This window comes from Streptomyces sp. SYP-A7185 (assembly GCF_046103685.1).
Lineage (GTDB): Bacteria > Actinomycetota > Actinomycetes > Streptomycetales > Streptomycetaceae > Streptomyces.
Map to the genome: position 1 here is coordinate 238,702 of NZ_CP122310.1, position 26,168 is coordinate 264,869.

At 68.9% G+C, this 26,168-nt stretch carries 25 protein-coding genes and 1 pseudogene; 20 read left to right on the plus strand and 6 right to left on the minus strand.

The features are described 5' to 3' along the window. Nucleotides 1-794: 794 nt before the first annotated feature. From QBL25_RS01165 to QBL25_RS01175, 3 genes and pseudogenes are all read right to left on the minus strand, one after another. A pseudogene (locus tag QBL25_RS01165) lies at nucleotides 795-1,267 on the minus strand (TrmO family methyltransferase). A gap of 629 nt (nucleotides 1,268-1,896) precedes the next feature. Then, nucleotides 1,897-2,457: a GNAT family N-acetyltransferase gene (locus QBL25_RS01170; RefSeq protein ID WP_409055059.1), complete on the minus strand. Its 561-nt coding sequence runs from the start codon at nucleotides 2,455-2,457 to the stop codon at nucleotides 1,897-1,899. Nucleotides 2,458-2,482: 25 nt separating this feature from the next. Beyond that, nucleotides 2,483-3,814: a hypothetical protein gene (locus QBL25_RS01175; protein ID WP_409055060.1), complete on the minus strand. Its 1,332-nt coding sequence runs from the start codon at nucleotides 3,812-3,814 to the stop codon at nucleotides 2,483-2,485. A gap of 262 nt (nucleotides 3,815-4,076) precedes the next feature. On the opposite strand from QBL25_RS01175, the gene QBL25_RS01180 reads away from it, so the two are divergent. The 8 genes from QBL25_RS01180 to QBL25_RS01215 all read left to right on the plus strand — a co-directional run bounded on the left by QBL25_RS01180 (nucleotide 4,077) and on the right by QBL25_RS01215 (nucleotide 9,322). Next, nucleotides 4,077-4,613 carry a hypothetical protein gene (locus QBL25_RS01180; protein WP_409055061.1) on the plus strand — a complete coding sequence of 179 codons (537 nt, stop codon included), beginning with the start codon at nucleotides 4,077-4,079 and terminating at the stop codon, nucleotides 4,611-4,613. Between the two features lie 8 nt (nucleotides 4,614-4,621). Continuing rightward, nucleotides 4,622-5,044, plus strand: coding sequence for an ATP-binding protein (locus QBL25_RS01185; protein ID WP_409062504.1), 423 nt, complete (start codon nucleotides 4,622-4,624; stop codon nucleotides 5,042-5,044). Further along, entirely contained in the window at nucleotides 5,041-5,445 is a 405-nt protein-coding gene (locus tag QBL25_RS01190) for a DUF6415 family natural product biosynthesis protein (RefSeq protein ID WP_409055062.1), read from the plus strand. The genes QBL25_RS01185 and QBL25_RS01190 overlap by 4 nt, the downstream gene beginning before the upstream one ends. Before the next feature lie 25 nt (nucleotides 5,446-5,470). Beyond that, on the plus strand, nucleotides 5,471-5,929 hold the full coding sequence (locus tag QBL25_RS01195; RefSeq protein ID WP_409055063.1) for a DUF6302 family protein: 459 nt from the start codon (nucleotides 5,471-5,473) through the stop codon (nucleotides 5,927-5,929). Between the two features lie 40 nt (nucleotides 5,930-5,969). After that, nucleotides 5,970-6,074, plus strand: a complete 105-nt coding sequence (locus tag QBL25_RS01200; RefSeq protein ID WP_409062505.1) for a DUF5999 family protein — start codon at nucleotides 5,970-5,972, stop codon at nucleotides 6,072-6,074. 204 nt (nucleotides 6,075-6,278) lie between these two features. After that, the gene (locus QBL25_RS01205; protein ID WP_409055064.1) at nucleotides 6,279-6,857 is read left to right on the plus strand and encodes a hypothetical protein; all 579 of its coding nucleotides are present in this window, start codon (nucleotides 6,279-6,281) and stop codon (nucleotides 6,855-6,857) included. Next, on the plus strand, nucleotides 6,854-7,495 hold the full coding sequence (locus QBL25_RS01210) for a hypothetical protein (protein ID WP_409055065.1): 642 nt from the start codon (nucleotides 6,854-6,856) through the stop codon (nucleotides 7,493-7,495). The genes QBL25_RS01205 and QBL25_RS01210 overlap by 4 nt, the downstream gene beginning before the upstream one ends. A 1,221-nt stretch (nucleotides 7,496-8,716) precedes the next feature. After that, complete coding sequence (locus QBL25_RS01215; protein ID WP_409055066.1) at nucleotides 8,717-9,322, plus strand: hypothetical protein; 606 nt, start codon at nucleotides 8,717-8,719, stop codon at nucleotides 9,320-9,322. Between the two features lie 301 nt (nucleotides 9,323-9,623). On the opposite strand, the gene QBL25_RS01220 is transcribed toward QBL25_RS01215, so the two are convergent. Further along, on the minus strand, nucleotides 9,624-9,929 hold the full coding sequence (locus tag QBL25_RS01220) for a hypothetical protein (RefSeq protein ID WP_409055067.1): 306 nt from the start codon (nucleotides 9,927-9,929) through the stop codon (nucleotides 9,624-9,626). Here QBL25_RS01220 and QBL25_RS01225 point away from each other — a divergent pair. Genes QBL25_RS01225 through QBL25_RS01275 form a run of 11 tightly spaced genes read left to right on the plus strand, consistent with a single transcriptional unit; the run spans nucleotide 9,928 to nucleotide 20,388 of the window. After that, nucleotides 9,928-10,191 carry a hypothetical protein gene (locus QBL25_RS01225; RefSeq protein WP_409055068.1) on the plus strand — a complete coding sequence of 88 codons (264 nt, stop codon included), beginning with the start codon at nucleotides 9,928-9,930 and terminating at the stop codon, nucleotides 10,189-10,191. The two genes, QBL25_RS01220 and QBL25_RS01225, sit on opposite strands and share 2 nt — an antisense overlap. Before the next feature lie 46 nt (nucleotides 10,192-10,237). After that, on the plus strand, nucleotides 10,238-10,897 hold the full coding sequence (locus QBL25_RS01230; RefSeq protein WP_409055069.1) for an SAF domain-containing protein: 660 nt from the start codon (nucleotides 10,238-10,240) through the stop codon (nucleotides 10,895-10,897). Between the two features lie 15 nt (nucleotides 10,898-10,912). Next, entirely contained in the window at nucleotides 10,913-11,827 is a 915-nt protein-coding gene (locus tag QBL25_RS01235; RefSeq protein ID WP_409062506.1) for a hypothetical protein, read from the plus strand. Continuing rightward, nucleotides 11,820-13,355 (plus strand): CpaF family protein, encoded by a 1,536-nt coding sequence (locus QBL25_RS01240; RefSeq protein WP_409055070.1) that lies wholly within the window; start codon nucleotides 11,820-11,822, stop codon nucleotides 13,353-13,355. The genes QBL25_RS01235 and QBL25_RS01240 overlap by 8 nt, the downstream gene beginning before the upstream one ends. Further along, a complete protein-coding gene (locus QBL25_RS01245; RefSeq protein ID WP_409055071.1) occupies nucleotides 13,352-14,311 on the plus strand; it encodes a type II secretion system F family protein in 960 nt (319 codons plus the stop codon). The genes QBL25_RS01240 and QBL25_RS01245 overlap by 4 nt, the downstream gene beginning before the upstream one ends. 50 nt (nucleotides 14,312-14,361) lie before the next feature. After that, a complete protein-coding gene (locus QBL25_RS01250) occupies nucleotides 14,362-15,219 on the plus strand; it encodes a hypothetical protein (protein ID WP_409055072.1) in 858 nt (285 codons plus the stop codon). Nucleotides 15,220-15,277: 58 nt separating this feature from the next. Further along, entirely contained in the window at nucleotides 15,278-15,499 is a 222-nt protein-coding gene (locus tag QBL25_RS01255; protein ID WP_409055073.1) for a hypothetical protein, read from the plus strand. Beyond that, a complete protein-coding gene (locus tag QBL25_RS01260; RefSeq protein WP_409055074.1) occupies nucleotides 15,496-15,909 on the plus strand; it encodes a TadE/TadG family type IV pilus assembly protein in 414 nt (137 codons plus the stop codon). The genes QBL25_RS01255 and QBL25_RS01260 overlap by 4 nt, the downstream gene beginning before the upstream one ends. Next, nucleotides 15,906-16,439: a TadE/TadG family type IV pilus assembly protein gene (locus QBL25_RS01265; protein ID WP_409055075.1), complete on the plus strand. Its 534-nt coding sequence runs from the start codon at nucleotides 15,906-15,908 to the stop codon at nucleotides 16,437-16,439. The genes QBL25_RS01260 and QBL25_RS01265 overlap by 4 nt, the downstream gene beginning before the upstream one ends. Nucleotides 16,440-16,498: 59 nt before the next feature. Further along, complete coding sequence (locus tag QBL25_RS01270; RefSeq protein ID WP_409055076.1) at nucleotides 16,499-16,888, plus strand: pilus assembly protein TadG-related protein; 390 nt, start codon at nucleotides 16,499-16,501, stop codon at nucleotides 16,886-16,888. Between the two features lie 2 nt (nucleotides 16,889-16,890). Next, the gene (locus tag QBL25_RS01275) at nucleotides 16,891-20,388 is read left to right on the plus strand and encodes a LysM peptidoglycan-binding domain-containing protein (RefSeq protein ID WP_409055077.1); all 3,498 of its coding nucleotides are present in this window, start codon (nucleotides 16,891-16,893) and stop codon (nucleotides 20,386-20,388) included. Between the two features lie 83 nt (nucleotides 20,389-20,471). Here QBL25_RS01275 and QBL25_RS01280 read toward each other — a convergent pair whose 3' ends face one another. Continuing rightward, entirely contained in the window at nucleotides 20,472-21,905 is a 1,434-nt protein-coding gene (locus QBL25_RS01280; protein WP_409055078.1) for an MFS transporter, read from the minus strand. Between the two features lie 662 nt (nucleotides 21,906-22,567). Between QBL25_RS01280 and QBL25_RS01285 the strand changes: the two genes are divergently transcribed. Beyond that, nucleotides 22,568-24,211 (plus strand): ABC-F family ATP-binding cassette domain-containing protein, encoded by a 1,644-nt coding sequence (locus QBL25_RS01285; RefSeq protein WP_409055079.1) that lies wholly within the window; start codon nucleotides 22,568-22,570, stop codon nucleotides 24,209-24,211. A gap of 209 nt (nucleotides 24,212-24,420) precedes the next feature. Here QBL25_RS01285 and QBL25_RS01290 read toward each other — a convergent pair whose 3' ends face one another. After that, complete coding sequence (locus QBL25_RS01290) at nucleotides 24,421-25,386, minus strand: DUF4331 family protein (protein WP_409055080.1); 966 nt, start codon at nucleotides 25,384-25,386, stop codon at nucleotides 24,421-24,423. Between the last annotated feature and the right edge of the window lie 782 nt (nucleotides 25,387-26,168).

Here is a 26,168-nt window from a genome sequence, read left to right on the forward strand (position 1 = left end):
GACGTGCCGTGTCATGCGCTGCGAGGCTGTGCCTTGACGGCGCCGACGGCCGTCAGGGATTGCTGCGGGAATCAGCAGCCATGGGGCGCGAAAAGCAAGACTCCGGCCACAGGGCGACAAAAAGTGCTGTGTATCCGCTTGAGGTAGGCGGCCGTAGGTGCAATTCTCCAACGAAAAACACGTGGAGTTGCTCCTCCAGGTACGGTTCGGCCGCAGGGCAGCACCGCGGGCCCAGTCCACGGCGTCCAGCTCCCAGAGCAGGGTGCGGTAGCCGACGACACGTGAGGTCGGCGATCTACTGGCCATTCGTTCCGGGCCCCCGAAACGCTCAAGCGTGCGGTTTGGCGCAGGCGGATCACGGTGAAGCCTCCGGCCGAGGAGATGCGAGGCGATCAGGTCGACCGGGTCGGGGCCGACCCTCATGACCCGCCTGCGCGCGACGAAGAGCGGCGGGCAAATGGCTTCAATAGCACTACGAACCTTGTAGGTTGCTGTGCGCCGAATCGAAAAATCGGCCGGAAGGACTTCAGCCGGCGGGGATGGCGCCAACGAGGGGCAGCAACACCTGGTCCACCAGGCGAGCTATCCCATCGACGTCGAGAACGGCACCGAGCAGGTCCTCCTGCAGGACCATCACCCCGACGACTGCGGCAATTTCCAGTCTGTCCGGTGCCAGCAGACCCTAGACCCTCTCCGCGGTGATCTCACCGCGCTGTTGAGCGCGGTGTAGGCAGGCGGCGATTCCCTCGCGCTGCCCGGCGATATGATGCGGCACTGTCACGCGACGAGGCTGATCACGGCTTCGTGGACCAGTAGGCGGACAGCATTTCGTTGGGCCACGCCGGTTCCCGTACGGGGCCGCGCGGTCCCATCGCCTGGAAGTACGGCGACAGGTCGTAGATCGTCGAACCGACTACTGCATCCAGATCGGTCACACGTAGCCGCAGCCCTTCGATCCTCAGCAACCGCGGAAACTCTGGGCAAGCTGGTTGGGGCGTCGGTGGTTGCGGTGCGCAAAGGTGCCCGTGGCCGGCCACTTGGGGTTCCCGCGGGGGCTTCGGGCGTGGTACTCGATGTCCTCTGGCGACGCCTGGTTGAAGTGCCACAACACGACCAGATGGGAAAACTCCTCAAGTCCCTGCACAGAGTCGAGGGGGAACTTCCCCTCATCGAGCTGGATCACAGACTCGATGCCACCCCAAAAGTCGTCGGCGACCTCGGTTCGGCCCTCAACGACCTCTCCGATGGGCTCGATCTCCAACGTCATCCTCCTGCCCTCCGCTAGTCCCTAACCGGAGTGATCAATCTACGTTGGCCAGGTACGCGGTCGCGCGCGCATTGAGTACTCCAACGGCGGAAATCGCACGCAACCCCTTAGGAAGGCTCAGTAACAAACGTCTTTGATCATGCGGCTGTTGGAGGCTTCGCTCGTTGGACTGGTTGTGGCGAGGGCCCAGTCGCGGCCGCGGATCGGGGCGTCGGGTGGACTGTGGTCGCTCATCGAGCCGCTACCGCCCGAACCGGCATCGAAGCCGGTGCAGGGCAGACCGCGGGTGTCGGACCGGCAGGCCTGTACGGGGGCTTCGGCTCGGGAACGTCCTGCTGGCGAGGCCTGGGCCCTGGAACGAGGCCGGCGCCTGGCACCAACTCCACGTCGTCCTCCCGGAGAAGCCGTGCTCGAAGGGCCAGCTGGCCTGGGACCGGGCGGTGATCGATTCCTCGCACGTCCGGCCGGCGAGCACCACCTATCGTCGACGACCAGGGCATTCCGCTCGCAGTGTCGCTGACCGGCGGCAACCGCAACGACGTCACTCAGCTCCTGGCCCTGTTCGAGAAGATCCCGGCTGCAGCTACCTGCGCAACTGGCTGCGGCGACGATCAGACAGGGCGAGACGCTCAGCTAGACGTCTCCAGCGCGGTCCACTCGCGTTCGAGCATGGAGTGCACGACGGAGTCACGCCATTCGCCAGCCTTCAGAATGTGCTCACGGATGGTGCCCTCTTCCGACATGCCCGCGGCGGCCATGGTCTTGGCCGAAGCCGCATTCAACGGCGCACGCGCACCCCATATACGGTGCAGCCCCAGATCCTCGAAGCCGAGGCCGAGGAGGAGCCGTACGGTTTCCAGCCCATAGCCGACACCCCAGACGTCGGGGCGCAAGGCGAAGCCGAAGGTCGCGGCCCTGGGTTGGTGGGGGTCCATGGCGAGACGGCCGAAGCCGATCAATTCGGTGCTGTCCCGCTCGACGACGGCAAGGGCGTATTCACTCCGCGGTGTCGTCGTGGCGGAGGCGACCGATCGGGCCACGATGGCGCCGACGTCGGCGTGATTGCGAGGCTCGAATGACAGATGCTGAGTCGCCTCAGGACTGCCGTAGACGGCGAACACCGCGTCCACGTCCTCGATGCTGAGTTCTCGAAGGAGCAGACGCGGGCTCAATCGCTCTACCGGGTACATGTCCTGGGACTTTACCTGCGTACCCTTAGCGGGGAAGGGCCGGTCGCCGAGCCGGGAACTGCTCCAGCTCTTCGCGCAGGTCACGTGCGGCGATACCGGTGCTCAGCGGGCCGTTGGTCAGAGCACTGTGCACCCGTTGGGCGGAAACGATAATGCCGTTGTTGCGGTGCGTGCTTGGCAGGTCGAGTACGGGGCGGATTGATTGGGCGGCTCCCTCCAGCTCGCCGCTGTGCAGCCGGATGAGGGCCAGGTTGCACTGTGCGCCGGCGAGGTCTGCGAAGGCCCAGTTGGGAGAGGTGGGGTCGCTGAGGCCGTGTACGGCCAGTTCGGCCTGCGTGGTGAATTCAACGCCGCCTTCACCGAGAAGCGCTCCGCTCTCCACGATGTAGTAGTTCTGTTTCTCGATGGCGTACGTGAGCAGACCGCCGAGGGCGTCGAGTTCGTCCGGGACTACCTGCTCTCGGCGCTCCGTGGCTTCTTGATTAGCTGCGGCGACGGTCTGCGTGTCGCCGAGGACTGCCGCGGCACGCGATTGCAGGCCCAGGAGCCACAGGCCGACGGTTCCGTTCAGCGGTTCCGCGATGTCGGACCCCCGGCGGGCGTAGTGCAGCGCGTCGCCCGTCTTCCCAGCCCAGTAAGCGATCAGGGACTTCAAGCCGTCCACCAGGGCGATGAGGCCCAGATGCTCGGATTCCTTGGCACAGTAGCCAGCCACGCGGGTCATCATCATTGCCTGGTGGGGGTCTTCCATGTCGTGGAAGCCCTTGGCGATGAGGAAGGACAGCACTCCGGCGTTGAAGTTCAGGTCGCGCAGCTGCGTCGGCCGGGTCCGGCCTCCCTCCAGGATGCGGAAGGCGTCGTCCTGAGCCGACAGCAGGTCTTGCCAGATCGTCGCCAGCGGGTCGCGTGGGTACGCGGAGACCAGTCGCGCCACTTCCTCGTTGAGGAAGCCAAGGGTGTCATCGCCCACCTTGTCGCGATCCGCTCCGAGAACGAACTCTTTCGCGCGTCGTGCAGCCATAGCGCCCATCCTTTGCATCTCGTTCAGTGCCATGCCGGGCTCGGCATGGCGTTCGGTGAGTGGCGTACTGGCCAGGGGCACGAAAGTCGGTTCCGTACCCGCGGGGACCTCCGTCCAGAGGTCTTCGATGCTGTATCCGAGCATCTCGACGATGACAGGGCGGAATACCCTGTTCGGCTTGCGTCCGTCGTAGAGCCATCCCTGGAAGGTTTTCGGAGCCGGGTCCACTTGTGCGTGTGTCAGTTGCAGCCGCTCAGCGGCCTTCCTGTACGGCGGAAGGAACTCTTCATGGCTTCGGATGCCGCGCTCCTCCAGAAGGTGCCGGAAGAACAACATGTCGCCCCCATCCCACTGGCTCAGGCCGTCACTGCTTCGACGGTAGAGCGCTGTCCCTACCAACTTGCCCTATAGAGACGCCATTTAGCAGAGCCGAGGACAAGCCGAGGAAAAACCAAGGACAAGCCGAGGAAGACGTCAACGTGCCGTCTGAAGCCGAGGACAAAGTGGGGGTAGAGCCGTCCGGCGCACGGCGCCACGCTCGGAACACACCTCGCTGAGAGTACTTGAGTGAACACAATCGTGGCGCCAGGGAGCCCCCGTGAATCCGCAGACGCAGACGCAGACGCAGACTGCCGATCTACCGCTGCCACCTGCAGTTGATAGCCGTGCAGAAGTCGCTAAGACAGCTTTGTGGCCATGGTGCAGGCTACTTGGATGGGGCGCGGCCAGTGACTGGAGCACCGGTGACCTTGCGGTGATGGCGACAGGCAACGCACGGCTAGACACCCGCACACACCTCGCCCCGGTGCGCCAGCCCGGAGGCACCGAGATGGACGCGCGGGAGACTGCCAAGCTCGTCGACAACTCCGTCCGCCATGGCCGCACTCTTCCGGCCCGGATACGCCTTGCTTTGATGGGTACGGGGCAGCTCCTGATCGACATGCTGGACCTCAACCCGACGTTTCCCAGGTTTGACAAGGTTTTGAAGAAGCCGTCCGAGGCCGGACATCGCAGGCCCAGCCTCGGACTGGTCCAGCGGGCCGGGGCGAAGCTCACGTACGAGGTACGTGAGGACAGGCCGGGCAAGACGGCGCGGGCCGTACTGCCGGTGCCGACCACTGCGAGAGGTCGGTGAGCGCCACCGTGACCGCCCCACGATCCACTGCAGCCGGTGCACACGGCGTATCCGGCTACACCGAACAGTTGCCGTGCCAACCCGAGGCCGTGGGCCGAGCCCGCGCATTCGTCACCAAATCCCTGGATACCTGGGGCATGAGGGAAGAGCTGGCAGACAGCGGCCAGCTCATCGTGTCGGAACTGATGGCGAACGTGGTGTCCCACACGAAGACGGACCTCACGACGGTCTCCATCCGGCGCGGCAAGCGCCGGGTGCGCATCGAGGTCGCCGACTCCTCGTGCACCACTCCACAGATCGGATTCGCTGACGGCAACTCCGGCCACGGGCGGGGCCTCGTCCTCGTCGACGCGCTCAGCTCCCACTGGGGCTACGTGAAGTACCCCTGGGGCAAGATCGTCTGGGCTGAAATGAGTGTGAGCGAGCAATGAACGCCGCCATGGTCAACCCACAAGCCTCCCGGCGCGAGGGCCAGTGGATGCCGGCTCTCAGCGTTGACCGGCTGCGAGACATTCGAGACGCACTCGTTGCCTGGACGCCCCTCGATCTGGAACCGATTTTCGACGACCTCGATGCGACGATCGGCAACCAGCCTCCGCCCGCGGCCACCGTCGGCACGCTGGTCAAGCGGCTGCGCGGCCGTCTCAAGAGGCTCTGTGACATCGCCGCCGCTGGCCCGAAGCCGAGTCACCTCATCGGGCAAGGACGCCTCGTCCGGGGTGAGTTCCTGCCGGCCGACCACCAGCAGGCCATCGGCCTCGCCCGGCGCCTGGCCTTCGCGGTCGGAAAAGTGATTGAGGCTGGCAGTACCAGGGGGGCCGACGATGCATGACCCTACGAACAGTGCACATCCACCGGTGAAGGTCATCGTCATACAGGCCCCGCAAGAGGCGTACGACTTCGAGTACTACGAGCAGCGGCTGGCGGACTCATGGCTCCTGCAGGAGGCCATTGCGGTGCGCACGTTGCGTATGCCGTTCCTGGCGGTGCCGGTCGGCGGATCGCGCCGGGGCGGGACCTACAGCGTGGCCTGCATCTGTATCGCCCTCAAGGTCCGCGACCTCCTGCTGAGCCGCGCGGGATTCCCCCATCCGCGGTTGAGCCTCTCGACCGACCTGGATTCTCCGGCGGTCTTCGTCGAGTGGGGCGAGAAGCCCCCGTCACTCGGGGAGTGCGGTGACGAACAGGCTCTGGCTCGCTTCTACGGCTACAGCAACGCCGCCATCGCCCGCTACACGGCCCGCCGCACAGACGCGGCATCCACCCCCGAGTCGCCCTGCTCGGTGTACCCATCCGGCTCCCCCACCGCCAGGTAATCCACCGAGCAGGGCCGACGGCATCGGAAGCTGGGCGCGGCTGTGCAACGGCGTCTTTCTCTTTCACGACATCGGCGCGTTACTGCCGGACGGCGCGATCGTCGCCCCAAGCCGTCCCGTCAGCCTTACGGGAACAGCAGCATGACCACGAGCCCTCTGGCCCCCTACATCAGCTCCCTCGAAGGGGAAGAGGCCGAGCCGGCCGCCTGGCCGAGCCCCCAGACCGTCGCTCGGTGAACCGGATGCCTCCGGCCAGTTCATCGAGCGGCATAAATCCCCGGCGCCGGGAGTCGCTCCCCCCGTCGGCCCGGCGCCGGGCCTCTTGGATCCGACGTGCAAAGGACACCTTGTGGACTCCCTACTCCCCGCCTTCGTCGACCAACTGCTCGACCAAGGACGAGACCCAAATGCGATCCCCGAGATTCCGGTGGCCGACGCCACCGGCTGGCTCACTCCCCTGGCCGCCAAGCTCCTGAGCCTGATGGAAAAGGGCCTGACCGGCGCCCCCTCCCGCGCCTTCCTCGCACACGGGTTCGCCTGCCTTCCGCTCCCGGCCCTCGACGGGCGCGGCGTCTATCTCCGTCTCGCCCACGGCTCCCCGATGACGGCGTGGCCGATCGCCTCCACATCTGTCGTCCTGACGCTCACCGGCAGCCTCGATCTGGAGATGTACCAGGGGCCCCAGGACGTCCAGACGTGCAACCCTCAGTACGTGCGCAGCTTCGGGCCCGGGGAGGCTTTCGCAGCGCACGCGGGCACCCTGTGCCAGATACGGAGCACCCCCACCGGCACGCAGGTTCTCGCCGTCCGGCAGTACGAAGCTGCCCCCGCCGGGGCAATGAGTCCCTTCGAGCACGCTGATGTGGTCCAGCGAGCCCGCCGCGCCCTCGAACGCGTCCTGGACGCCGGGATCGGAGCTGCCCCATGAACGTCTGGCTGGACGAGGTCCCCTCACTGGACACGCCGAACCTCCGTGACGTGCAGCAGATCAGCGGCGACACCCTGAACCGCCTTGCCGCGGACCGCAAGCTCTTGACCCGCCTGGTCGACGAGATCCTCCACGATCCCGAGCGCCTGGCGAATAGCCGCAGCACCCTGCTCCTGAACCGGCTCTCCCTCTACCAGGCACCTGAACGCGGGTTCGAGGTCCACCTGAACCTCAACGTACGCCCGGACAACCAGCGGGCTCCGCATGACCACTGCTACACCTTCGCCACGCGCATCCTCACCGGCGGCTACGTGCACGTCGTACGCCTACGGACCGACACCGGGAGTGGAGCGTTCAGCGAACGCAATCTGGAGCCGGGCATCGTGACCATCGAGCACCCGGGAAGCGCCTACACGCTGGGGCATTCGATGGTGCACCAAGCCGCAATGGAACCCGGCAGCGTGACCCTCTGCGTCCGCGGCCCCCGCCGGAAAGCCACCGCCGAGCTGATGCCGCCGTCCGATGCCTGGCCGGCACCGGCCGAACCGGGCGCCGAGATCGCAGAGTCCCGGCCGATGAACGAGCACGAGTACCGGCTGACACGCTCCTGGCTCTTCCTGCACGACCTCATCGACTGATCTCGCCGCACGTCCCGTGTCCGTGTACGGCAGCCTCGCCCCGGCCCGTCGGTCGAGCGCCCGAGGGTGGCAGGGCGCGTTCGACGTACTGACCCGCACGACCTAACCCGGCTCACGGATCGTAGAACCGAAACGACCTGAAACTCGACGCGGAGCGGCAGCGCAGCGCCGAGAGTCGTATCTACCGCTCGGGGAGTGGTCATGCTGAACGAACTGATCGTCACACCGGGACCACCCCTGCGGGTGCGGGGATGGTACTTCGCTGAGAGACGGGCGCACCCGGTAGTCGGCGATCAATTGAAGGGCGCGCGCTTCGCCGATTCCACCGCCACACCGCAAGACGTCCCGCAGCCAACCACCTTCGCTGAGGAATGCTTTGCGCCAACCTTTCCTCTCCACCTCAAAGCAGGAGCCTCCGCATCCAGGGCTCCGAGGCCACAGCAGCGGGCGCTTCGGCACCCCGACGAACGCCCTCCGGAATATCAAGCGACACGGTCCAGAGCCTGGGAGCGGAGTACTGCTGGATTCCGCTTTCTTTCCTGCGAACCTAGCCAATGTCCGCCGGGAGCAGTCTGGTTGCCTGCTCTACACCGCAAGCCTGCAACTACACCACGCACCCAGCGGTGCACCGTGCTCCCGCTCCAGGGCGGCGTGGCAGGCGCCCCTAGAACCGCCTGGCGTCGCATCACACTTACGCCCCCGACAACCGTCGGACGCCTGCCCCTGAACAGGTGACATTCTGCCCTGCAGGGCAACCGCTCGCGGCCCCTCCCCGCCAGATCACTTTCGCAGCCCCTCTAGCCACCGGGCCCCGCCGCTGCGCCGTCTTCAGCCCGCTGGAGACTCAGCAACTCGCGCCTCCACAAAGCCGTCCGGCGGGCCTAAGACGGAGCGACGGAGCATGATCAACCCAGCAGAGCCGTCCTGGATTCGCTCTCCGCTTGAACGTTTGCCTTTGCACTGAGAAGGATGTCGGACTCTGCATGCCCCTCTTCCGGCGGCGAGTCTCACCTCCCGCGGGGACTCGCCGCGTTGTGGCCGAATAGCCACCAACTGCCGCGCACGACAGACGGGAACAGGGTGACCGGTGGGCGCCCTGCGTCCTATCGTGAACGCCATCGGCGCATTGCCGCAGCTCGGACCAGCCGCGCACTCATCCATCGTTTTGCTCCGTGCTCTGGGAGTCGGGCGGCACAGAATCACGGCGTATGGAGAGACACAGTGACTCGATCAGTTGGCCAGCAGGCATATTCCGGCGTTCGCATCAGGAAACAGCAGGCAGCAATCCTACTCTTCGTCATGTGCACGGCGGGCACAGTCACTGCCTGCACCAGCGACTCCAACACACGCGCCGAGAAGCCCTCTGCCCCTCCGAGCACCGGCGACGAGCCCAGCAGGAGCACTGATCCGCAGGCCGAGGAGAAGAAGGCGGTCCTTGAGGTCTACGAGCGGATGTGGGAGGAGCAGGTCAAGGCCTACGCGGCCGCGGATCTTAGGGGCACCGACCTGAAGAAGTACTCCCTGGGTGCCGCGCTCTCTCGCGCCAAGTCCGACGTGGAGGGCATGCAGAAGAAAGGGATCATCACTAAGGGCAGGCCTGGCCACAAGACCAAGGTCACCAGCACTGACCTGGAACGCAGGGTCCCGCGTGCTGAGCTGACGGACTGCATCGATACCTCAACGTGGAAGTTCGTCTACCGCACGTCCGGTAAGCCGGTTCCCCTGCCCGAGGGAGCCATGCCCCGATACGTGACGAAGGTGAGAGCCGAGAAATGGGGGAAGCAGTGGAAGCTCCTGGAGCTCACACCCACTCAGCGCGCCTGCTGACCGTCCTTATGGCTTCAGCTTCCCTGGCCCTACTGGCCCTTTGGTCTCCCGAACCGGCCAACGCAGCTCCTCCCGAGAGCGGGTCGTGCACGAAGGGGCCAGCCACATGGATCGTATGCGAGGCAGGGCAGGAGGAAAGCAACCTTCCGCCAGGCAGCGGCGGACCTGCCAGTCCTGCCGGAGGGAAGGGCGGCAAGGGCAAGAAGGTGGACCATCGCCAGGTCTGCACCTCGGTCAAGAGGATGGATCCGCAGCCCCCCAAGGACAGCGCGCTGTGGTCAGGCCACACTGACGGTGCCATCTACGAGCGTTCGTGCCGGACCTCGGCCGATGCTGCCTTACCTCCCCTGCCCGTGCCGTTCTGGGCGGCGGAGGAGCCTCCGCCGATCGATCCTGCGGCCTTGGCCCAGGGGGCCGTGGACAAGATGAACTTGCTCGGCCCGAACATCGCCAGCCCCCGAGCGGCCGGCAAATACACAGTCGGGGTGCCGATGTGGATGTGGGTGAACCCTTCCCCCACCACTTTCGGCCCCAACACGGCGACTGCCACAGCCGGAAGTGTGACGGTATCCGCGACGGCGAAGGTGTCCTCGATCAGCTGGTCCATGGGCGACGAGAAGACCGTCACGTGCCAAGGCGCGGGCACCAGGTACAAGGCCTCCTACGGACTGGCCAAGTCCCCCGACTGCGGTCACCAGTACCGCATTTCATCCAAGGCGCAGGCCGGTGGCCGGTTCAAGGGCACCGCGACCGCGACCTGGAACGTCACCTGGCAGGTCACCGGTGGCGCCGGGGAGCAGGGCGCGTTCACCGAGGTGCGCGAGAGCGACTTTGCGGTGTCCGTGGGCGAGATGAGAGTCCTCGACTAGGCGGGATGGCAAGCGCGTGTTGAAGAGCATGGCGAAGAACAGGGCGATGGTGCCCGCCCCGCCGGGCGGGGACGTGATGCGGCCGGATCTGGACATCATCGACCCGGAGCCGCCGCGCCGGCGGCGCCGGTCGTTCATGGTGATCGGCGCGGTGATGGTGCTGGCCGGGGCGATCGGGTTCGCCGGTCTGCTGAACGCCTCCGGGGAGCGGTCCGATGTGCTGGCACTGGCCCGGGACGTGCCGGCCGGTCAGAAAATCACCGCTGCGGATCTGCGAGTGGTCGCGTTGCCGGAGGATCCCGGGCTCATGCCGGTGGCGGCCGAGAAGAGGGACGCGATCCTGGGGCGGCGGGCCGCGGCCGCGCTGTCCCGGGGGACGTTGCTCACCTCGCGGCAGCTGACCGGCAAGGGCGGCCTGCGGGCCGGTGAGGCGCTGGTGGCCGTGGAGGTGAAGCGGGGCATGGCGCCGGTGGATGCGCTGCGACCCGGCGCCGCGGTGAGTTTGGTGACCCGCCCCAAGGAGGGCGCGGTCGTGGGCAAGGAGCCGGATCTCGGCCAGGTGACCGGCCGGGTGGTGAAGGTCGGTGTGCCCGCCGGCAGCGGCGATGTCGTCGTGCAGGTCGCCGTGTCCGATGCCGACAGCGGCACGGTCGCGTCGGACGCCAGCGCGGGCCGGGTGGCGATCGTGCTGAAGGCTGGGGGCTGAGAGGCGATGTCCGTGATGGTGCTCGTCGGGGGGCACGGGTGCGGTGTCACCGTGTCCTCACTGGCCTTGGCTCTGTCCAGTGCCCGGCCGTCCCTGCTGGTGGAGGCGGCGGCGAAGCAAGCCTCGATCCGCACCGGCTACCGGCAAGGCGCGTGGGGCGGGGAGGTGGGGCTGTGGCATCTGGCGCAGGCCCACCTGCAAAACCAGCTGGCCGAAGCCTTCGAGGCGCACCTGCGGCCGCTGGACACTCAGGGCAACCGGCTGCTGCTGCCGGGGCTGACCGATCCGACGCAGGCGTCCGCGCTGGCCGGGACGTGGGAGCCGCTGTCACTGCTGTTGCAGGCGATGGACCAGCACGCCGGGTATGACGTGGTGGTCGATGCCGGGCAGGCCGTCATCGACGGCGGCGGCCTGCACCCGAGTCTCTTCCCTGCGGTGCTGGCCCATCGGGCCGATGTGGTGCTGCTGGTGGTGCGCAATTCGCTGACGTCGGTGGCACAGTCGTTGCCGGTGGCCCGGCTCTTGCAGGGTGAGCTGGAACGGCACGGCAGCGGCGCCGACGCGTTGCGGCTGCTGGTCATCCAGGAACTGCCCATGACGGCCGGGGGGTTGCGGACCGATGCGATCGCGCGGCGTTTCGTGGTGCCGGTGGTCGACATGCTGCCGTGGGATGTGTCGGCAGGCGCGCTGTTCACGCACGGTTCGCAGCGTCCGCCGAAGCTGTTGAAGCTTGGCCTGGTCAAGCAGGCCCGTAAGACGATGCAGGCCATCGGCGTGGAGGTGCACTCTCGGCGCCGGGCATTGGACATGCCTGCGGCTCCGGTGAGTTCGCCGGTGGTCGCCGGGGTGTTGCAGCGGCTCTCCTCGCGTCGGCAGGCTCCCCCTGTCCCGCACCAGGATCCGCGTCTGAGGGTGAGCGCTCATGGCTGACGGGTACGGCGAGCAGCCCACGGCCGGGGTACCGGCGCGGTTGCACGATGTGCTGAGCCAGGCCCTGCGGCCCGCGGCTCCGGGCGCGGTGGGCGCGGTGGGCGCGGTGGCGCACACGCGGCACCCGGCGGTGGACTTGGCGTCCCCGACGGCGGTGCAGGTCAGCGAGCAGGGCGCGCTTCCCGCGTCGCCGCAGGTTGTTGCCGACCTGCGGGATGCGGTCAGTGATGACATCGTCGCGGCCGACGATCAGGAGCCGCTGCCCAACGAGTCCGCGCGCCGGGAGCGGGCACGCTCGCTGGTGGTCGAGCGGGTCTCGCGGTGGGCGGTCGCCCAGGCTCCCCGCGGCAAGGCGCTGAGCCCCGTGCAGGTGGAGACGCTCTGTCAGGCGGTCTACGACGCGCTGTTCCATGCCGGTCCGCTGCAGAAGTACCTCGATGACCCGGATGTGGAGAACGTGGTCGTGCTGGGCGAGGACGTCCAGGTCGACTATGTCAATCGGCCCACCGTGAGGGTTCCGCCGGTGGCCCAGGGTGACGACGAGCTGATCGCGCTGATCAACCGGCTGGCCTCCAACTCCGGTCACCGGGAGCGCCGGTTGTCCTCGTCCTCGCCGATGGTCAGCTTCCGGCTGCCGGACGGCTCACGGGCCGAGGCCACCACACTGACCCCGGTGCCGTTTTTGGGGGTGCGCCGCCACCGGGTGCTGACCTCCAGCCTGGAGCAGCTCCAGGAGTGGGGCACCCTCTCCCCTGCTCTGTCCGCTTGCTTGCACTCGCTGGTCCTGGCGAAGAAGAACATCCTGTTCGCCGGGGACATGGGCACCGGCAAGACGTCCCTGCTGCGGGCGCTGGCAAAGAAGATCCCGGCGGAGGAGCGGGTGGTCACCCTCGAAAGCGACCGTGAGCTCTTCTTGGACCAGCATCAGGGCGGCGCGCAGTTCCTGGCGATGGAGTCGCGTGAGTCCAACGGTGAGTTCGTCGACGGGCACCCGGTGGGGCAGATCAGCGTCGCGGACATGTTCCCGCACGCGCTGCGCATGCTCTCCACCCGCGTGATCGTCGGCGAGGTCCGTGACCGGGAGGCGATCGCGATGCTGCAGGCGATGAGCGCGGGCGGCGCCGGATCCATGTGCACCCTGCATGCCGCCTACCCCAAACTGGTCCTGCCGCGCCTGGTCACCTTGTGCCGGGACATGCACCGCGACGACGTCCATGAGCTGGTGAGCACCTCCATCAACTTCATCGTCTATCTGAAGCAGATCAATCAGACCCGCGTCGGCGGGCGCCGGCACCGTTTCGTCTCCCACGTCCTGGAGGTTCAGCCCGGCGAGGGCGGCCACCCTGCCCTCCAGGAGATCTTCGCGCCCAGCGGGTCTGATCCGCGCGGGGTGCCGCAGCTGGTGCCCTCGTGCATCACCGAGCTGGAGACTCTGGCCGGGCTCGATCGGCGCTGGCTGACGGTGCCCCCGTACGGGGCCTGGCCCAGACCGTTGGAGCTGGTGGGCGGAAGGGAGAGTGCGGCATGAGCAGCGATCAGTGGAGTCTGCTCGCCGCGCTGTGCGGCGCGCTGATCGTGGGCGGGCTGCTGGTCGCCGTGCGCGGCGCGATCCGGGTGCCCGTGGCGGCAGGCCGGCCGCCGTCGCGGTGGGCGGTGCGGTGGCAGACCGCCCAGGCCTCGCTGCCCGACGCCTGGGCCCGCCGGTATCGGTTGATCGTGATCGCCGCCGGGCTTGCCACTGTCGGTTCGTGGCTGGTGTGGGCCCGTCCGGTGCACGGGCTGCTCGCGGGGGTGGTCGTGCTGGGGATTCCGTGGATCTGGAATCCGGCGGGGACCAGCAGGCGCGAGATCGTACGCCTGGAGGCGCTGGCCGAGTGGATGCAGCAGCTGGCCGGTGTCCACGAATCCGGCGGCACCCTGGACAGCGCGATCACCGCGTCCGCGACCCGGGCCCCGCAGGTGATCCGCCCGCAGGTGCGGCTGCTGGCCGCCCGGCTGCGGGTGGGCGTCAACCCCTCGCAGGCTTGCCGGCAGTTCGCCGACGCGTTCGCCGACGGAGCCGTCGACAACATCGTGATGCTCTTCCTCACCCACGCCCAGGACCACGGGCCGGGCCTGAGCCGGGCCCTGCAGTCCATGGCCAGCCTCACCGAGCAGGAAGCGATCTCGCTGCGCAGCCTGGACGCCAAGCGCGCCCAGGTCCGCACCGGCACCCGCTGGGTGTCGATCATCTCGTTGGCGATCGCGGTGTACATCCTGACCAACCCCTCCTGGGGCGGGATCTATCGCACCCCCACTGGGCAGCTGGTGATGCTGGTGCTGGGGGCGGTGTTCGGCGGCGCGCTGGTGGGGATGCGCAAGCTCGCCCGGTCACGGCCCGCGCCGCGTCTGCTGGCCCCCCTGCCCTCGGCTGCCGGGCACCGCAACGACACGCCCAGGGCCACGGCGATCCTCCGCAGGCACCAGGTGAAGGGGGCCGTGTGATCTCGCCCGGAGCGCTCGCATGCGGGGCCGTTGTCGGCGGTGGACTGTTTTTGCTGGTACGGGAACTGCTGCCGTCCCGGCCGGACATGGCCGCGGTCCTGGACCGTCTGGAGAACACCACCCCGAGCCGGGGCCGCGCCGCCTCCCCCGCCCCTACCGGCGCACGGCGTCGACCGGAGGCGTCGGTGTGGGAGCGGGCTGGGGAGCAGATCCTGGCCTCACACGGCCACCTGCTGACGGTGTCGCGCGCCGATCTGGAGCTGCTGAACAAGTCGGTGGCACACCATGTCGGCACGAAGGTGCTGGGTTCGCTGCTGGCCTTGGTGATGGTGCAGGTCGGCGGGCTGCTGCTCAGCCTGGCGGGCTTCGGGCTGTCGTGGGCGCCGCCGCTGGTGGCGTCGCTCGTCTTCGCCGCCTACATCTGGTTCGACGCTGATGCCACGGTGCGGCGTCAAGCCAAGGCGGCCCGCCTGGAGGTCCGGTACGCGATCGCCAGCTTCTTGGAGCGGGCGCAGCTGGAACGGGGCGCCAATGTGGGCCCCGAAGCGGCGGTCCAGCGCACCGCCGAGGTCGGTGACCACTGGATCCTGACCCGGATCAGCGCCGCCCTCAAGCGGGCCGAGCTGGCGGGCATCCCGCAGTGGGAGGCGCTGGGGCAGCTCGGCGAGCAGCTGGCCATTCCCGAACTGGCCGCCCCGGCGGAGTCGTTCTCGCTGGCCGGGGCCGGTGCCTCCATCCACAAGACGCTGGCCACGCAGGCGCTGCTGCTGCGTCAGCGGCTGCTGACCGACCGGGAAGCGGAGGCCAATGCGGCCTCCGAGCGCCTCGTGGTGCCGGGCACGGTGCTGTTCACCGTCGTGCTGGTGATGTTCGCCTATCCCGCTTTCGGTGCCCTGACCAACATCTGACAACCACCCACCGCGATACGTGCGTGCGTGCGTGGTGGACACGAGGGGACAGAAGATCATGAGGTTACATACTGTCGATCAGGCCGTGATCCGGCTGCACTGCGTCTGGCTCACCCGGGTGGAGAAGATGTCCGGCGCCCGCCGGGATGCCGGGATGGAGACCCTGGAGAAGCTGATCCTGGGGGCGGTCGTGCTGGGGGTGGCCGTCGCGTTCGGCACCGTGTTCAAGGGCACCTCCGAGACGCTGATCGACCGGTTCAAGGCCGCTGTCGGCGCATGAGAGATCGGATGCGGCGGTGGTGGCGCAGCCGCCTGGAGGCCGGGCGCGGCCGCCGCGGAGATGGCGGCATCGCCACCCTGGAGTTTTTGATCATCGCGCCCGTCCTGCTGGTCATCTCCTGCATCGTCCTGCAGCTGGGCGTGTTCTTCTTGGCCAGCACGGCCGCCCATACCGCTGCCCGCAAAGGCGCGCAGAGCGGCGCGCAGTTCCACTCCTCCCCCGGCCAGGGAGCGGAGCGCGCCCGCTCCTGGCTCGCTCAGGTCGCAGTGGTGCAGCAGGCGCAGGTCAACACCGCAGGATCGACGGGGGACCGGGTGCGGGTGACGGTCACCGGCACCGTCATGCACTTCCTTCCCTGGGACCTGCGGATCGAGCGCAGCGCCGAGGACACCGTGGAGAAGAACCCGTGAGCGGCAACAAGATTCCGGTTCCAAGGCCGGGCGGGACACCGCGCGGTGCCGCAGCGGCGCGTGCCGCCCTGGCGCGGGCCGGGCGGGCGCGAGGCGGCCAGGAGCGGGGGTCCTCCACCCTGGAGGCGGTGCTGTGCCTGACGGTGCTGGTGCCGATTCTGGGCATCATCGCGGCCTTTGGCCTGGCCGGGCTGGGCGACAGCACCGCGGCGAACGCGGCGAACGCCGCCGCCCGCGCCGCCAGCACATCAGCTGACCCCGACACGGCTGCGGCCCGTGGCCGGCAGGCCGCGTTGACGTCCCTGGACCAAGCGCAGCGCACCTGCGCGAGCTCGGACATCGTGGTCGACACCAGCGGCTTTCCCAGCCGGCCCGGCCAGCCGGGGACCATCACGGTACGCGTGGACTGCACGATCCCGCTGGCGAAGCTGGCCGCTCCGGGCCTGCCCGGCTCCACGACGCTCACCGCGACCCGGCACAGCGCCGTCGACCGGTACGTCGCCCGGACCGGCGAAGGGGGCGGCCCGTGAGGATCAGAGGCCTGCTGTCCGCCCGCTGCGGCGATCGAGGGGAGGGCGAACAAGGTTCGGTGACCTTGTACTTCCTCGGCTTCGCCCTCGTCATGATCGGCCTGCTGGCGCTGCTCGTGGACGGCGGCCGTCTGTTGATGGCGTCCGCCGATGCCGAGGACATCGCGGCCGAGGCGGCCCGCAGCGCGGGCCAGGAAATCAACGGACCCGATGCGATCACCGGTGAGGGCACCCGCGCCGACCCGCAAAAGGCCGTCACAACCGCCCAGGCTTTTCTGACCGATGCCGGTGTACAGGGCATCGTGACCATCGCCGAGGACGGGCAGCGCATCGCCATCACCGTGCACGACACCTATCAGACACTCCTGCTGGGCGGATTCGGCTACTCCAGCATGCAAGTCACCGCGCACGCCGACGTCACGCTCGAACGTACCGACCCCGGAGCCTGAGAATGCCCCACCCCTCCCCCGGCCACCCGGCCCTGGCCATACGCCTGGTGCGCGCCGCGGGCAGCCTTGCCGCGCTCACGCTGCTGCTGGCGGGAGTGCCCACGCTACTGACCGCCGCCGGCACCCTGCCCGGCAGCATCCCCAGCGGTGCGGACCTCAGCGACACACTGCTGTCCCCCGACGACGGGCACGTGCTGCTGACCGTGCTGACCCTGGTGGCCTGGACGCTGTGGGCCTGGTTCGCGCTGGGGGTGCTCGCGCAACTGCCCGGCCAGGCGCTGCGGGGCGGCCAACACCCGCCGCGCAGACGCCGGGTGCTGGCCGCCCCGCAGCGCCTGGCCGGCTTCCTCCTGGGCGGGTTGCTGATGCTGCCCGCCGGGACAGCAATCGCGTCACCGGCTCCCGCGCTCGCCGCCACGGCGCCCGTCCATCCCGCCGCGCACACCGACGAGGCAGGCCAGGCCGCCGACGCCGGGCGTAGGCACTCCCCTGCCGCAGAGGTCGCCGCTGGGCCGGTGCATGTGGTGGGTGAGACCGGCGAAACCGTCTGGGACCTGGCCGTGGAGTATCTCGGCTCCGGATCACGCGCCCACGAGATCCGTACCCTCAACCCGCACCTGCCCGACACGGCGCTGCTGCCGGCGGGCCTGTCGCTGCGCCTGCCCGCCGACGCCCACCTGGTGCAGGCACAACCCGCGTCGGACACACCGACGATGTCCGCACCGCAGGTGCAACTCGCCGCCGGCGACCAGCCGATCAACAGCGCCGATGACGGCGAGCCGCGCCAGGAGCACACGCACACCGTGCGGGCCGGTGAGTCGCTGTCGCTGATCGCCGAGGACGAGACCGGTGACGCCGGGCGCTGGCCCCAGTTGTATGAGGCGAGCAAGAACCGGGACCAGCCGGGCGACACGCCTCGCGTGCGCGACCCCAACCTGATCTTCCCCGGCCAGAAGATCACCATCCCTGCGGCCGCTGCCCCCGCAGACCCGCACCCAGAGGACCAGCCCGACACCCCGAGCGACACCTCCGATGACGACCAGACCGACCCCGGGGAGGACACCGGCCAGGACCACGACGGAAAGGATGGTGGGAAGGACGCCGGGAAGGATGGTGGGAGGGATGGCAGCGGGGCCACGGGCGGCGCCGACAAGCCCACCGCACCGGCCAAACCCACTGCCCCACCTGTCCCGGACCGCACGGAACGCAAGCCGTCGACACCGCCACCCGACCGGGCAGGCAATACCCCCCAGGCCACCCCCAATACGACGTCGAGCCCCGCACCATCCACCCAGCGCCCAGCCGAGCCCGGTGCCGAGGACTCCCCGAGTGTGCTGACCACCCGCCTGGCCGGGGTCCTGGCGTCGCTGGCGGCCGCCGTGACGCTGGCCCTTGCCATCCGACGCCTCCTGCAGCGCCGCCGGGCCCAGCCCGGCGAGCTCATCGCCCTGCCCGAGGAGGTCTCCCCGGCCGAGGCACAGATGGCCCAGGCCGCCGAACCTGCGGGCCCGCTGCGCCTGGACCGGGCTCTGCGGACCTTGGCCGATCACGCCGGCCGCGAGGGACAGCCGCTGCCCGCACTGCGCGGCGCGCGCCTCACCGGCACCGGCGTGCAGGTCCTGCCCGAGGACCTGCACGCCCGCCCCCTCGCCCCGTTCACCGCGGGCGTCGGCGGCTGGTGGGTGTGCGAAGACTCCGTGCAACTCCTTGACGAGCAGGAGGCGGCGCACATCGCAGCCCCGTACCCGGGGATGGTGACGATCGGTGCGGACGAGTCGGGCCACCTCGTGCTGCTGAATCTGCCGCACGCCGGCGTCGTCCTCTGGGACGGCGAGCACGGCCAGATCGAGGAGGTCCTCCTCTCCCTGGCCCTGGAGCTGGGCATGAGCCCCTGGGCCACGGACGTGGAAGTCGTGCTGGTCGGCTTCGGTGAGGGTTTGAACCATCTCCTGCCCACCTCCCGGATCGCCTACATGCGTGAAAGCGCCCACGCCGCACGTGACTTCGCCGAGCGGCTCTTGGAAGCCCACCAGGAGCGGGAAGAGGCCCGGCCCCCCTACCTCATCCTGAGCGCCTGCGACCTCACGGCGGACAGTGCCTGGCAACTCGCCGAGACATTCGACAAGGCCTCCGGCGTGCTCAGCGCGGCGCTGCTTGCGCCCGCCTCATCCGCCCACCTGCTCTTCGAGCAGGCCGAGATCATCGACGCGGCGAGCCATGGGCCGCAGCACATCGACATCCTGGGGACCACCGTCACACTGCAGCGCCTGGAGCGTCAGGCCGTCGAAGAAATCACCGCTGCGCTGGCTGTGTCCGGCCAGGACGCCCACCCCGCTGAGGGTGCCTGGCGGCATGTGCCCTCCGAATCCCAGACCTCACATGCGGCCCAGGAAGCAGCCGCCACCCATCGGTTGGACGAGGCCGACGGCGCCGTCCGCGCCCCCGAGCCCACCACCCCCAGCGCCCCAGCCGCCGAGGCAGCTCCGCAAAACGACGGCGAGCAGAGCACAGCGAAGAGCGGTGAGGGCCTGGGTGTCTTCCCGGCGCTGCTGGCGGCCTCCCCGGCCCCGGCTGCCATCAACCTGCCGGTCCCACCGCCCGCCTCCCAAGCGCTACGCCCCGGCGCCCCCGGCAGTGGTGAACAAGCAGCCGCCCCCAGCCCCCTCCCCCGATCAAAGCCTACTCCCGCCGGGGCCACCGCCCCCGGGCCTGATCCCCAGGACACGGCATCGCGCATTCCCGCCGCACACGCTGACCCCGGCGTGCCCTTCATCCGCCTTCTGGGGCCACTCACCATCTGTGGGGTCACGGCTTCCCGGCACGGCACCCGTGAGGCTCACCTCGCCGCACTGCTGCACCTGAAGCCGGGCCGTAGCGCGGACACCCTGTGCGCGGACATGGACCCGGCCAGCCCCTGGTCGACCGACACCCTCAACGCACGGATGGGTGGGCTGCGCCGCAGCCTGGGCCACGACGAGGACGGCAACCCCTATGTGCCGCGCCGCGCCGTCAAATCCGACCCCTACGCACTGTCCGAGAAGATCTGCTGCGACTGGCACCGCTTCCAAACAGCCGTCCAAGCCGCCCTGCCGCACGGACCCGACGGGCTCGCTCAGCTGGAGAAGGCCCTGACCCAGGTGCGCGGACGGCCTTTCGGCGCACGGCCGCTGCCCTGGAGCCAGCCGCTGCAGCAGGAGATGGCAATGCGCATCGTGGACGTCGCGCACACCGTGGCCACCTACCGGCTGGCCCCCGGCCACCAGCACGACCTCACCCTGGCCCGCCGGGCCGTCGCCACCGGTCTTGAGGTCGACGACACCGCCGAGCTCCTCTACCGCGACTGGTTCCAGATCGAGGCCGCCGCCGGGAACCGTAGCGGCCTCAACGCCGCCCTCTCGCGCTTGGACCAGGTGAATCGTTCGCTGGGCCTGCCCATGGAGGTCGAGACCGAGCAGCTGATGCGCAGGCTCCTTGACCAGACCAGCACCAGGCAGTCGTAAGCGTCAGTATCGCCCCCCGCGACCTGTGCCCTCTCCCGAGCCCGCTGGCACAGTGTGGGTGGGGCGGACCGGGTGGCGGTCGGTCAGGTGGACTTGGCCGGTTTGGGCAGGAGGAACATCAGCATCCACATCAGGATCAGGGCGGCGATGACATACCAGAGGGTTCCTGCGTACGCGCTGGTCACGGTGGCGCCGTGGCTGCCCGCGGGGGCGTGGTTGAAGAAGATGAAGGAGGCCATGGCCAGGCCGAGGGCGGTGCCCAGCTGCATGGCGGTGTTGAACAGGCCGGCCGCGGATCCGGCGTCGTCGCCGGTGACCTGGCTGAGAGTGAGTGCGGACAGGCCCGAGCCGATGGCTCCCAGCCCGATGCCGACCAGGAGCATCGGGGCGGCGGCGGCCACGAACGGGGTGTGGGTGCCATGGTGCGAGATGAGCAGCTGGTAGCCGGTCAGGGTGAGGGCGATCAGTACCGTCCCTGCCTGCGGCGCCCGCCGCAGGTGACGGGCCGCCGCTTTGGAGGCGAGCATCGCCCCGGCCATACCGCCGGCGGAGATGGCGATGTTGGCGGGGGCGAACTGCCAGGGGGTGTGGCCGAGGCCGTCCTGCATGAACAGGACCCAGGTCAGCAGGAACACCCCGAGCATCAGGCCGAAGAGAAGCTGCGCGGCCAGTCCGCCGGTGAACGCCCGGTTTCTGAAGAGGGACAGTGCCACGAGCGTGAAGTCGCCCTCGGCGGTCTTGGCTCGCTGCTGCACGACAAAAACCGTCAGCACGACGATGCCGGCGGCCAGCGTGGCCAGGCTCCAGGCGGGCCAGTGCCGCTCGCCGCCCACGGTGAGCGGGTAGGCGATCAGGAGCATGCCGGCGCCAGAAAGCAGCACGCCCGCCAAGTCCAGGCCGCGGGCCTGCGGCGTGCTCGACTCCGGGAGGTAGCGCAAGCCGAGGAGGAGGGTGGCCAGGCCGATCGGCAGGTTGATCAGGAAGATCATCTGCCAGCCCAGGCCGGCGACATCGGCGGCGGTGAGCACGGCGCCCAGGGCGGGGCCGAGGACTCCGCCGAGCGACATGACCATGCCGTACAGGCCGAACGCTTTCGCCCGGGACGGGCCTTCGACGGTGACCGCGATGGTGGCCAGGACCTGCGGCACCATCACCGCGGCGCCGGCGCCCTGCACCGCCCGCGCCGCCACCAGGAGTTGAGGGCTGGTGGCGATCCCGCACAGCAGTGAGGCCAGGGTGAAGACGGCGGTCCCGGCGAGGAAGACGCGTTTGCGGCCATAGAGATCGCCGAGACGTCCGCCGGTGATCAGACCGAGGGCGAAGGTGAGCGCGTAGGCGGCGGGGATCCACTGCATCGCGGCGCTGGAGGCGCCGGTGTCCGCCTGGATCAGGGGCAGGGCGGTGTAGACGATGGAGGCGTCGAGCGCATTCATCAGTTCGGCGACCAGCACAACGGCCAGAATGATCGCGGTGCTGCGGGCGGCCCCGGCAGGGCTTTGGTGGGTCTGGGTGAACACGGGGGTTCCTGTTCGCGCGAAGGAGGGAGTCGGACAGGGGCGGGCCTGGGCAGGCCCCTGTACGCCGGCAGCGCGACAGGGTGGAGCGAAGAAGGTGCACCGGGCCCAGGCCATGGGAGGGGACCGCCATGTCGAGGCATGCGTCAGCGGTCCGGCATCGCGGACGGCTGGGAAAGAGCCTCGGAACGAGCGGCTACAGGGCCTGGCGGATCGGAAGTCACCTCGTGGTCGGGACGGAAGGCCGGGCGCGTGAGCACCGGCGTAACCCGAAAAGGGTAGAGGAAGAACCGGCAGACGTACAAAGCGGTCAGCGGGTCCGGCTGCCTCGCTCGTCCTCGTGCCCGGCCCTGCCAGAAATTCGGGTGGCACGGCTGTGGGGCCGATGTGTACCGTGGTGAACGGTCTTGTTGTCACCGATTGAGGTGGATTTTGCGCATCTGAGGTACGTGCCCGCTGACAGCACGGCGATATCGCCCGTGCTGTCCTGCCACGCCCGGCTCCGCCGGCGATGGTGGTGTGCTTGCGTCCTCTGCGCGCTCCGAGCCCTTGGCGGCCGGTCCGACCTCACGATCGTCTGCACTCCCGCCTGCCGGCGCCTGCCGAGCGCGTGCCTCCCCCTCACACTTGTCACCACAGGTGACCCGCTTTTGGTAGGCGACCACATGACCGCAACCCTGACCGTCAAGAACCTCGCCGCGGGCCACGGCGACCTCCCCCTGTTCACCGGCCTCGACCTTGTCCTGGCCCCGGGCGAGGTGATCGGTCTCGTCGGCGCCAACGGCGCAGGCAAATCCAGCCTGCTGCGCGTCCTGGCCGGATTCGACCGGCCGGACGAAGGACAGATCCGCACTGCCCCGGCCGGCGCGACCATCGGATACCTGCCCCAGGAACCCGAGCGGCGCGCGGGCGAGAGCGTGCACGCCTTCCTCGCCCGCCGTACCGGTGTCGCCGCGGCCCAGCACGCCCTGGACACCACCTCCCAGGCACTGGCCGACGGCGCCGCCGGAGCGGACGACGCCTACGCCTCGAGCCTGGAGCGCTGGCTGGGCCTGGGCGGCGCGGACCTGGAGGAACGCGCCGAGCACGTCGCCGCCACGCTCGGCCTCGGCGTCCGCCTGGACCAGGCCATGACGTCCCTGTCCGGGGGCCAGGCCGCCCGCGCCCAGCTCGCCTCCCTGCTTCTCTCGCGCTACGACGTCTTCCTCCTGGACGAGCCCAGCAACGACCTCGACCTCGCGGGCCTGGAGCAGCTGGAGCAGTTCGTGCGCGGGCTGCGCGCGGGCGCCGTCGTGGTCAGCCACGACCGCGAGTTCCTCACCCGCACCGTCACCCAGGTCCTCGAACTCGACCACGCCCAGCAGCAGGTCCGCCACTACGGCGGCGGCTACGCCACCTACCTGGAGGAACGCGAGCGCGCCAAGCGGCACGCCCGCGAGGAGTACGAGGAGTACGCCGAGCGGAAAGCCGCCCTGCAGGACCGGGCCAACGTCCACCGCTCCTGGGCCGACAAGGGAGTGCGCACCGCGCAGCGCCGCAGCCGCGACAACAACAAGCTCGGCCGCAACGCCCGCACGGAGAACAGCGAGAACCTGGCCGCCAAGGCCAAGCAGGCCGAACGCCTCATCGAGCGACTTCAGGAAGTGGAAGAGCCCCGCAAGGAGTGGCAGCTGCGCATGCACATCGCCACTGGCTCACGGTCCGGCGCGGTCGTGGCCACCCTGCGCGACGCCGTCGTCCGGCGCGGTGATTTCACCCTCGGACCCCTCGCCCTGCAAATCGACCGGGGCGACCGGATCGCCATCACCGGCGCCAACGGCACCGGCAAGTCCACCCTGCTCGGCACAATCCTTGGCCGTGTCCCGCTCGACTCCGGCGACCACAGCCTCGGCACCGGGGTAGTGACCGGTGAAATCGACCAGGCCCGGGCCCTGTTCCACGGGGCCCAATCCCTCCTGGACGCCTTCCGCACCGCAACGCCCTTCATGGAACCGGCCGAAGTGCGTACCCTACTGGCCAAGTTCGGCCTCGGCGCCGACCATGTCCTACGGTCGGCGACCACGCTCTCCCCCGGCGAGCGCACCCGGGCCGCCCTCGCCCTGCTCCAGGGCCGCGGGGTGAACCTCCTGGTCCTGGACGAGCCCACCAACCACCTCGACCTCCCGGCCATCGAACAGCTCGAAGCCGCCCTCGACTCCTACGACGGCACCCTGCTGCTGGTCTCCCACGACCGCCGGCTGCTCGAAGCCGTCCGGGTCACCCGCCGAATGCACCTGGAGAACGGCAAGGTCAGCGATACGCCCGTGTGAAGGTGACCGCGCCCGGGCGGGAACCTGCTGCCCGCCGGTCGCCTGGTGGTGAGCCGAACCCCTACACCACCAGGCGACAGTGGCTGTGCGGTGGTGGCCGCACAGCCACGCTCCTGACACGCGGCGCTGATGGTGCGAGCCGGACTTCCCCTGCATCCCCGGTGACACCACGGCCCTCGCCCACGGACCAGGGGCCCAGCCTTCTTCGTTCAGTCACGTGCGTGCGGATCACCCAGGAAGGGGAACTCGGGGCGTAGGTCGGTGTGGAGCCGCAGCCCATCGTGGGGGACAGCGCCGTTGCTCAGCTGGACGATGCCCATGTTGATGACATCGTCGGTGAGGTTACGGCCGTTGGGGAATCCTTCGGCGCTGGTGTAGTCATAGGTCAGAAGGTCGGGGAGCAAGCTCTCCGCGAGAGCAGTCGCCCGGTGCTTGGAGTGGCCCGCCTGTTCGAAGACATGGGCGAACTTGCCGAGGAAGCCCTCGCGATCGTGAGAGGGTTCCTGCTGGTTCCAGACGCGCTTGTCGTGGTCGTTCTGGTTGAAGTTGGCGTCCACCCCTGGCCGGCCGGCCCGGTCGCCCTGGACCAGGCGGCCATCGTGAGGTACCAGGACTCGGGCCCAGACACCCACTTGCGGGTTCGGGCCGAGCGCACTGTTGGGGACTTCCAGCACGATGCCGAACACGTTCTTGTCGGCGAACAGGTCCTTGCCGGTCCACTGGAATTTGTCACTCGCGCCGATGGGATCGGCGAAGAACGGATCGCTGCGGAGCCCGGCGAAGAACCTGAAGTCACCGGCCGCGGTAATCTGCGGCTCGGAGCCGAAAGTCACCGGCGCATCGCGAAAAACCGTGTCCCCGGCGTCAAGGTCGGCCGCGGCCTCCCGGCCGGTCGCCAGCTGCAGACTGGCGCTCTGCACGTCGCCCTGCACAGGTGAGAAACGTATCCGTAAAGCGATGTCGGTGACCGCGTCGGCGTCGGTGTCCACGCCAAGCTCATAGACCGACTCGTGGTCGACGGCTTCGTCAGTGATGGGCGAGGTCGGATTGATGTTGAGCACCAGGATCGTCTTGCTCGCATCACCCGGCTTCTGAAACACGTAGAGGTCGGTGATATGGCTCCTGGGGTCCATGCTCGTGGGGCTGATACCCAGGCCAGAGACGTGGTGCGCCATTTCGAGACTCCTATCCGGTGGCTGTGCGGACCAAGTGACGTGGCGCGCTGTGCAGAGGTGGAAGTTCATCGCACGGCGCTGCGCCCCCGGCGCCGCATCTCGCCCGGGACGATGGCCGTTGACGACTCACTGGCAGGCTTCTGCGTTTCTCGCTGAAGGAACGTCGAGAGCAACAATCTGCCTGTCGCCAGCGGCTGCATATCCGTCATCCGGCGTATTCGCGGCGGCAGAGGGCGCACACGCTGCCCCCGGGACGGCCAACCCATTGTCGCCCGGCACCCCGCGTGCCCCATCTGTCACCGCCTCTACCGTGCAGACGCGGCCACGTTCGAGGAGTGCCCCGACTGCGGTCAGCTCCGACATCCGGCGTTACGGCGCGAATTCTCGACCTGCGGCATATCCCGGAAACGCAACCAGCACGGCATCACGGTTTCGCACCGCGTGCAGCGCGACGCCGCCCCCCATCGCTGATCTCCACGGCCCGATCCTCGCCCACGTGACCGGGATACCCGCCGCACCGCACTCCGCTGGGTCGCCTGCGCCCGACGGAACTGAGCCGAGTATCTCGCCTCCCGGGCTGAGCCAACGACGGCCGACCCCAGGGAATCAGACCTCCACGCACGCGATAGGCAACACCAGCTCGTCGCACAGGAGTCACCACCGCACGGTGGCTCATCGCTCATCCGCAACCCGTCGGACGCTGCGCACAACAGGCTGCGCGGCCTGCGCCGAATACGGACAGCGGCGCAGCCTTGCTGGTGCGCATCGCGGTGATGAGCAGT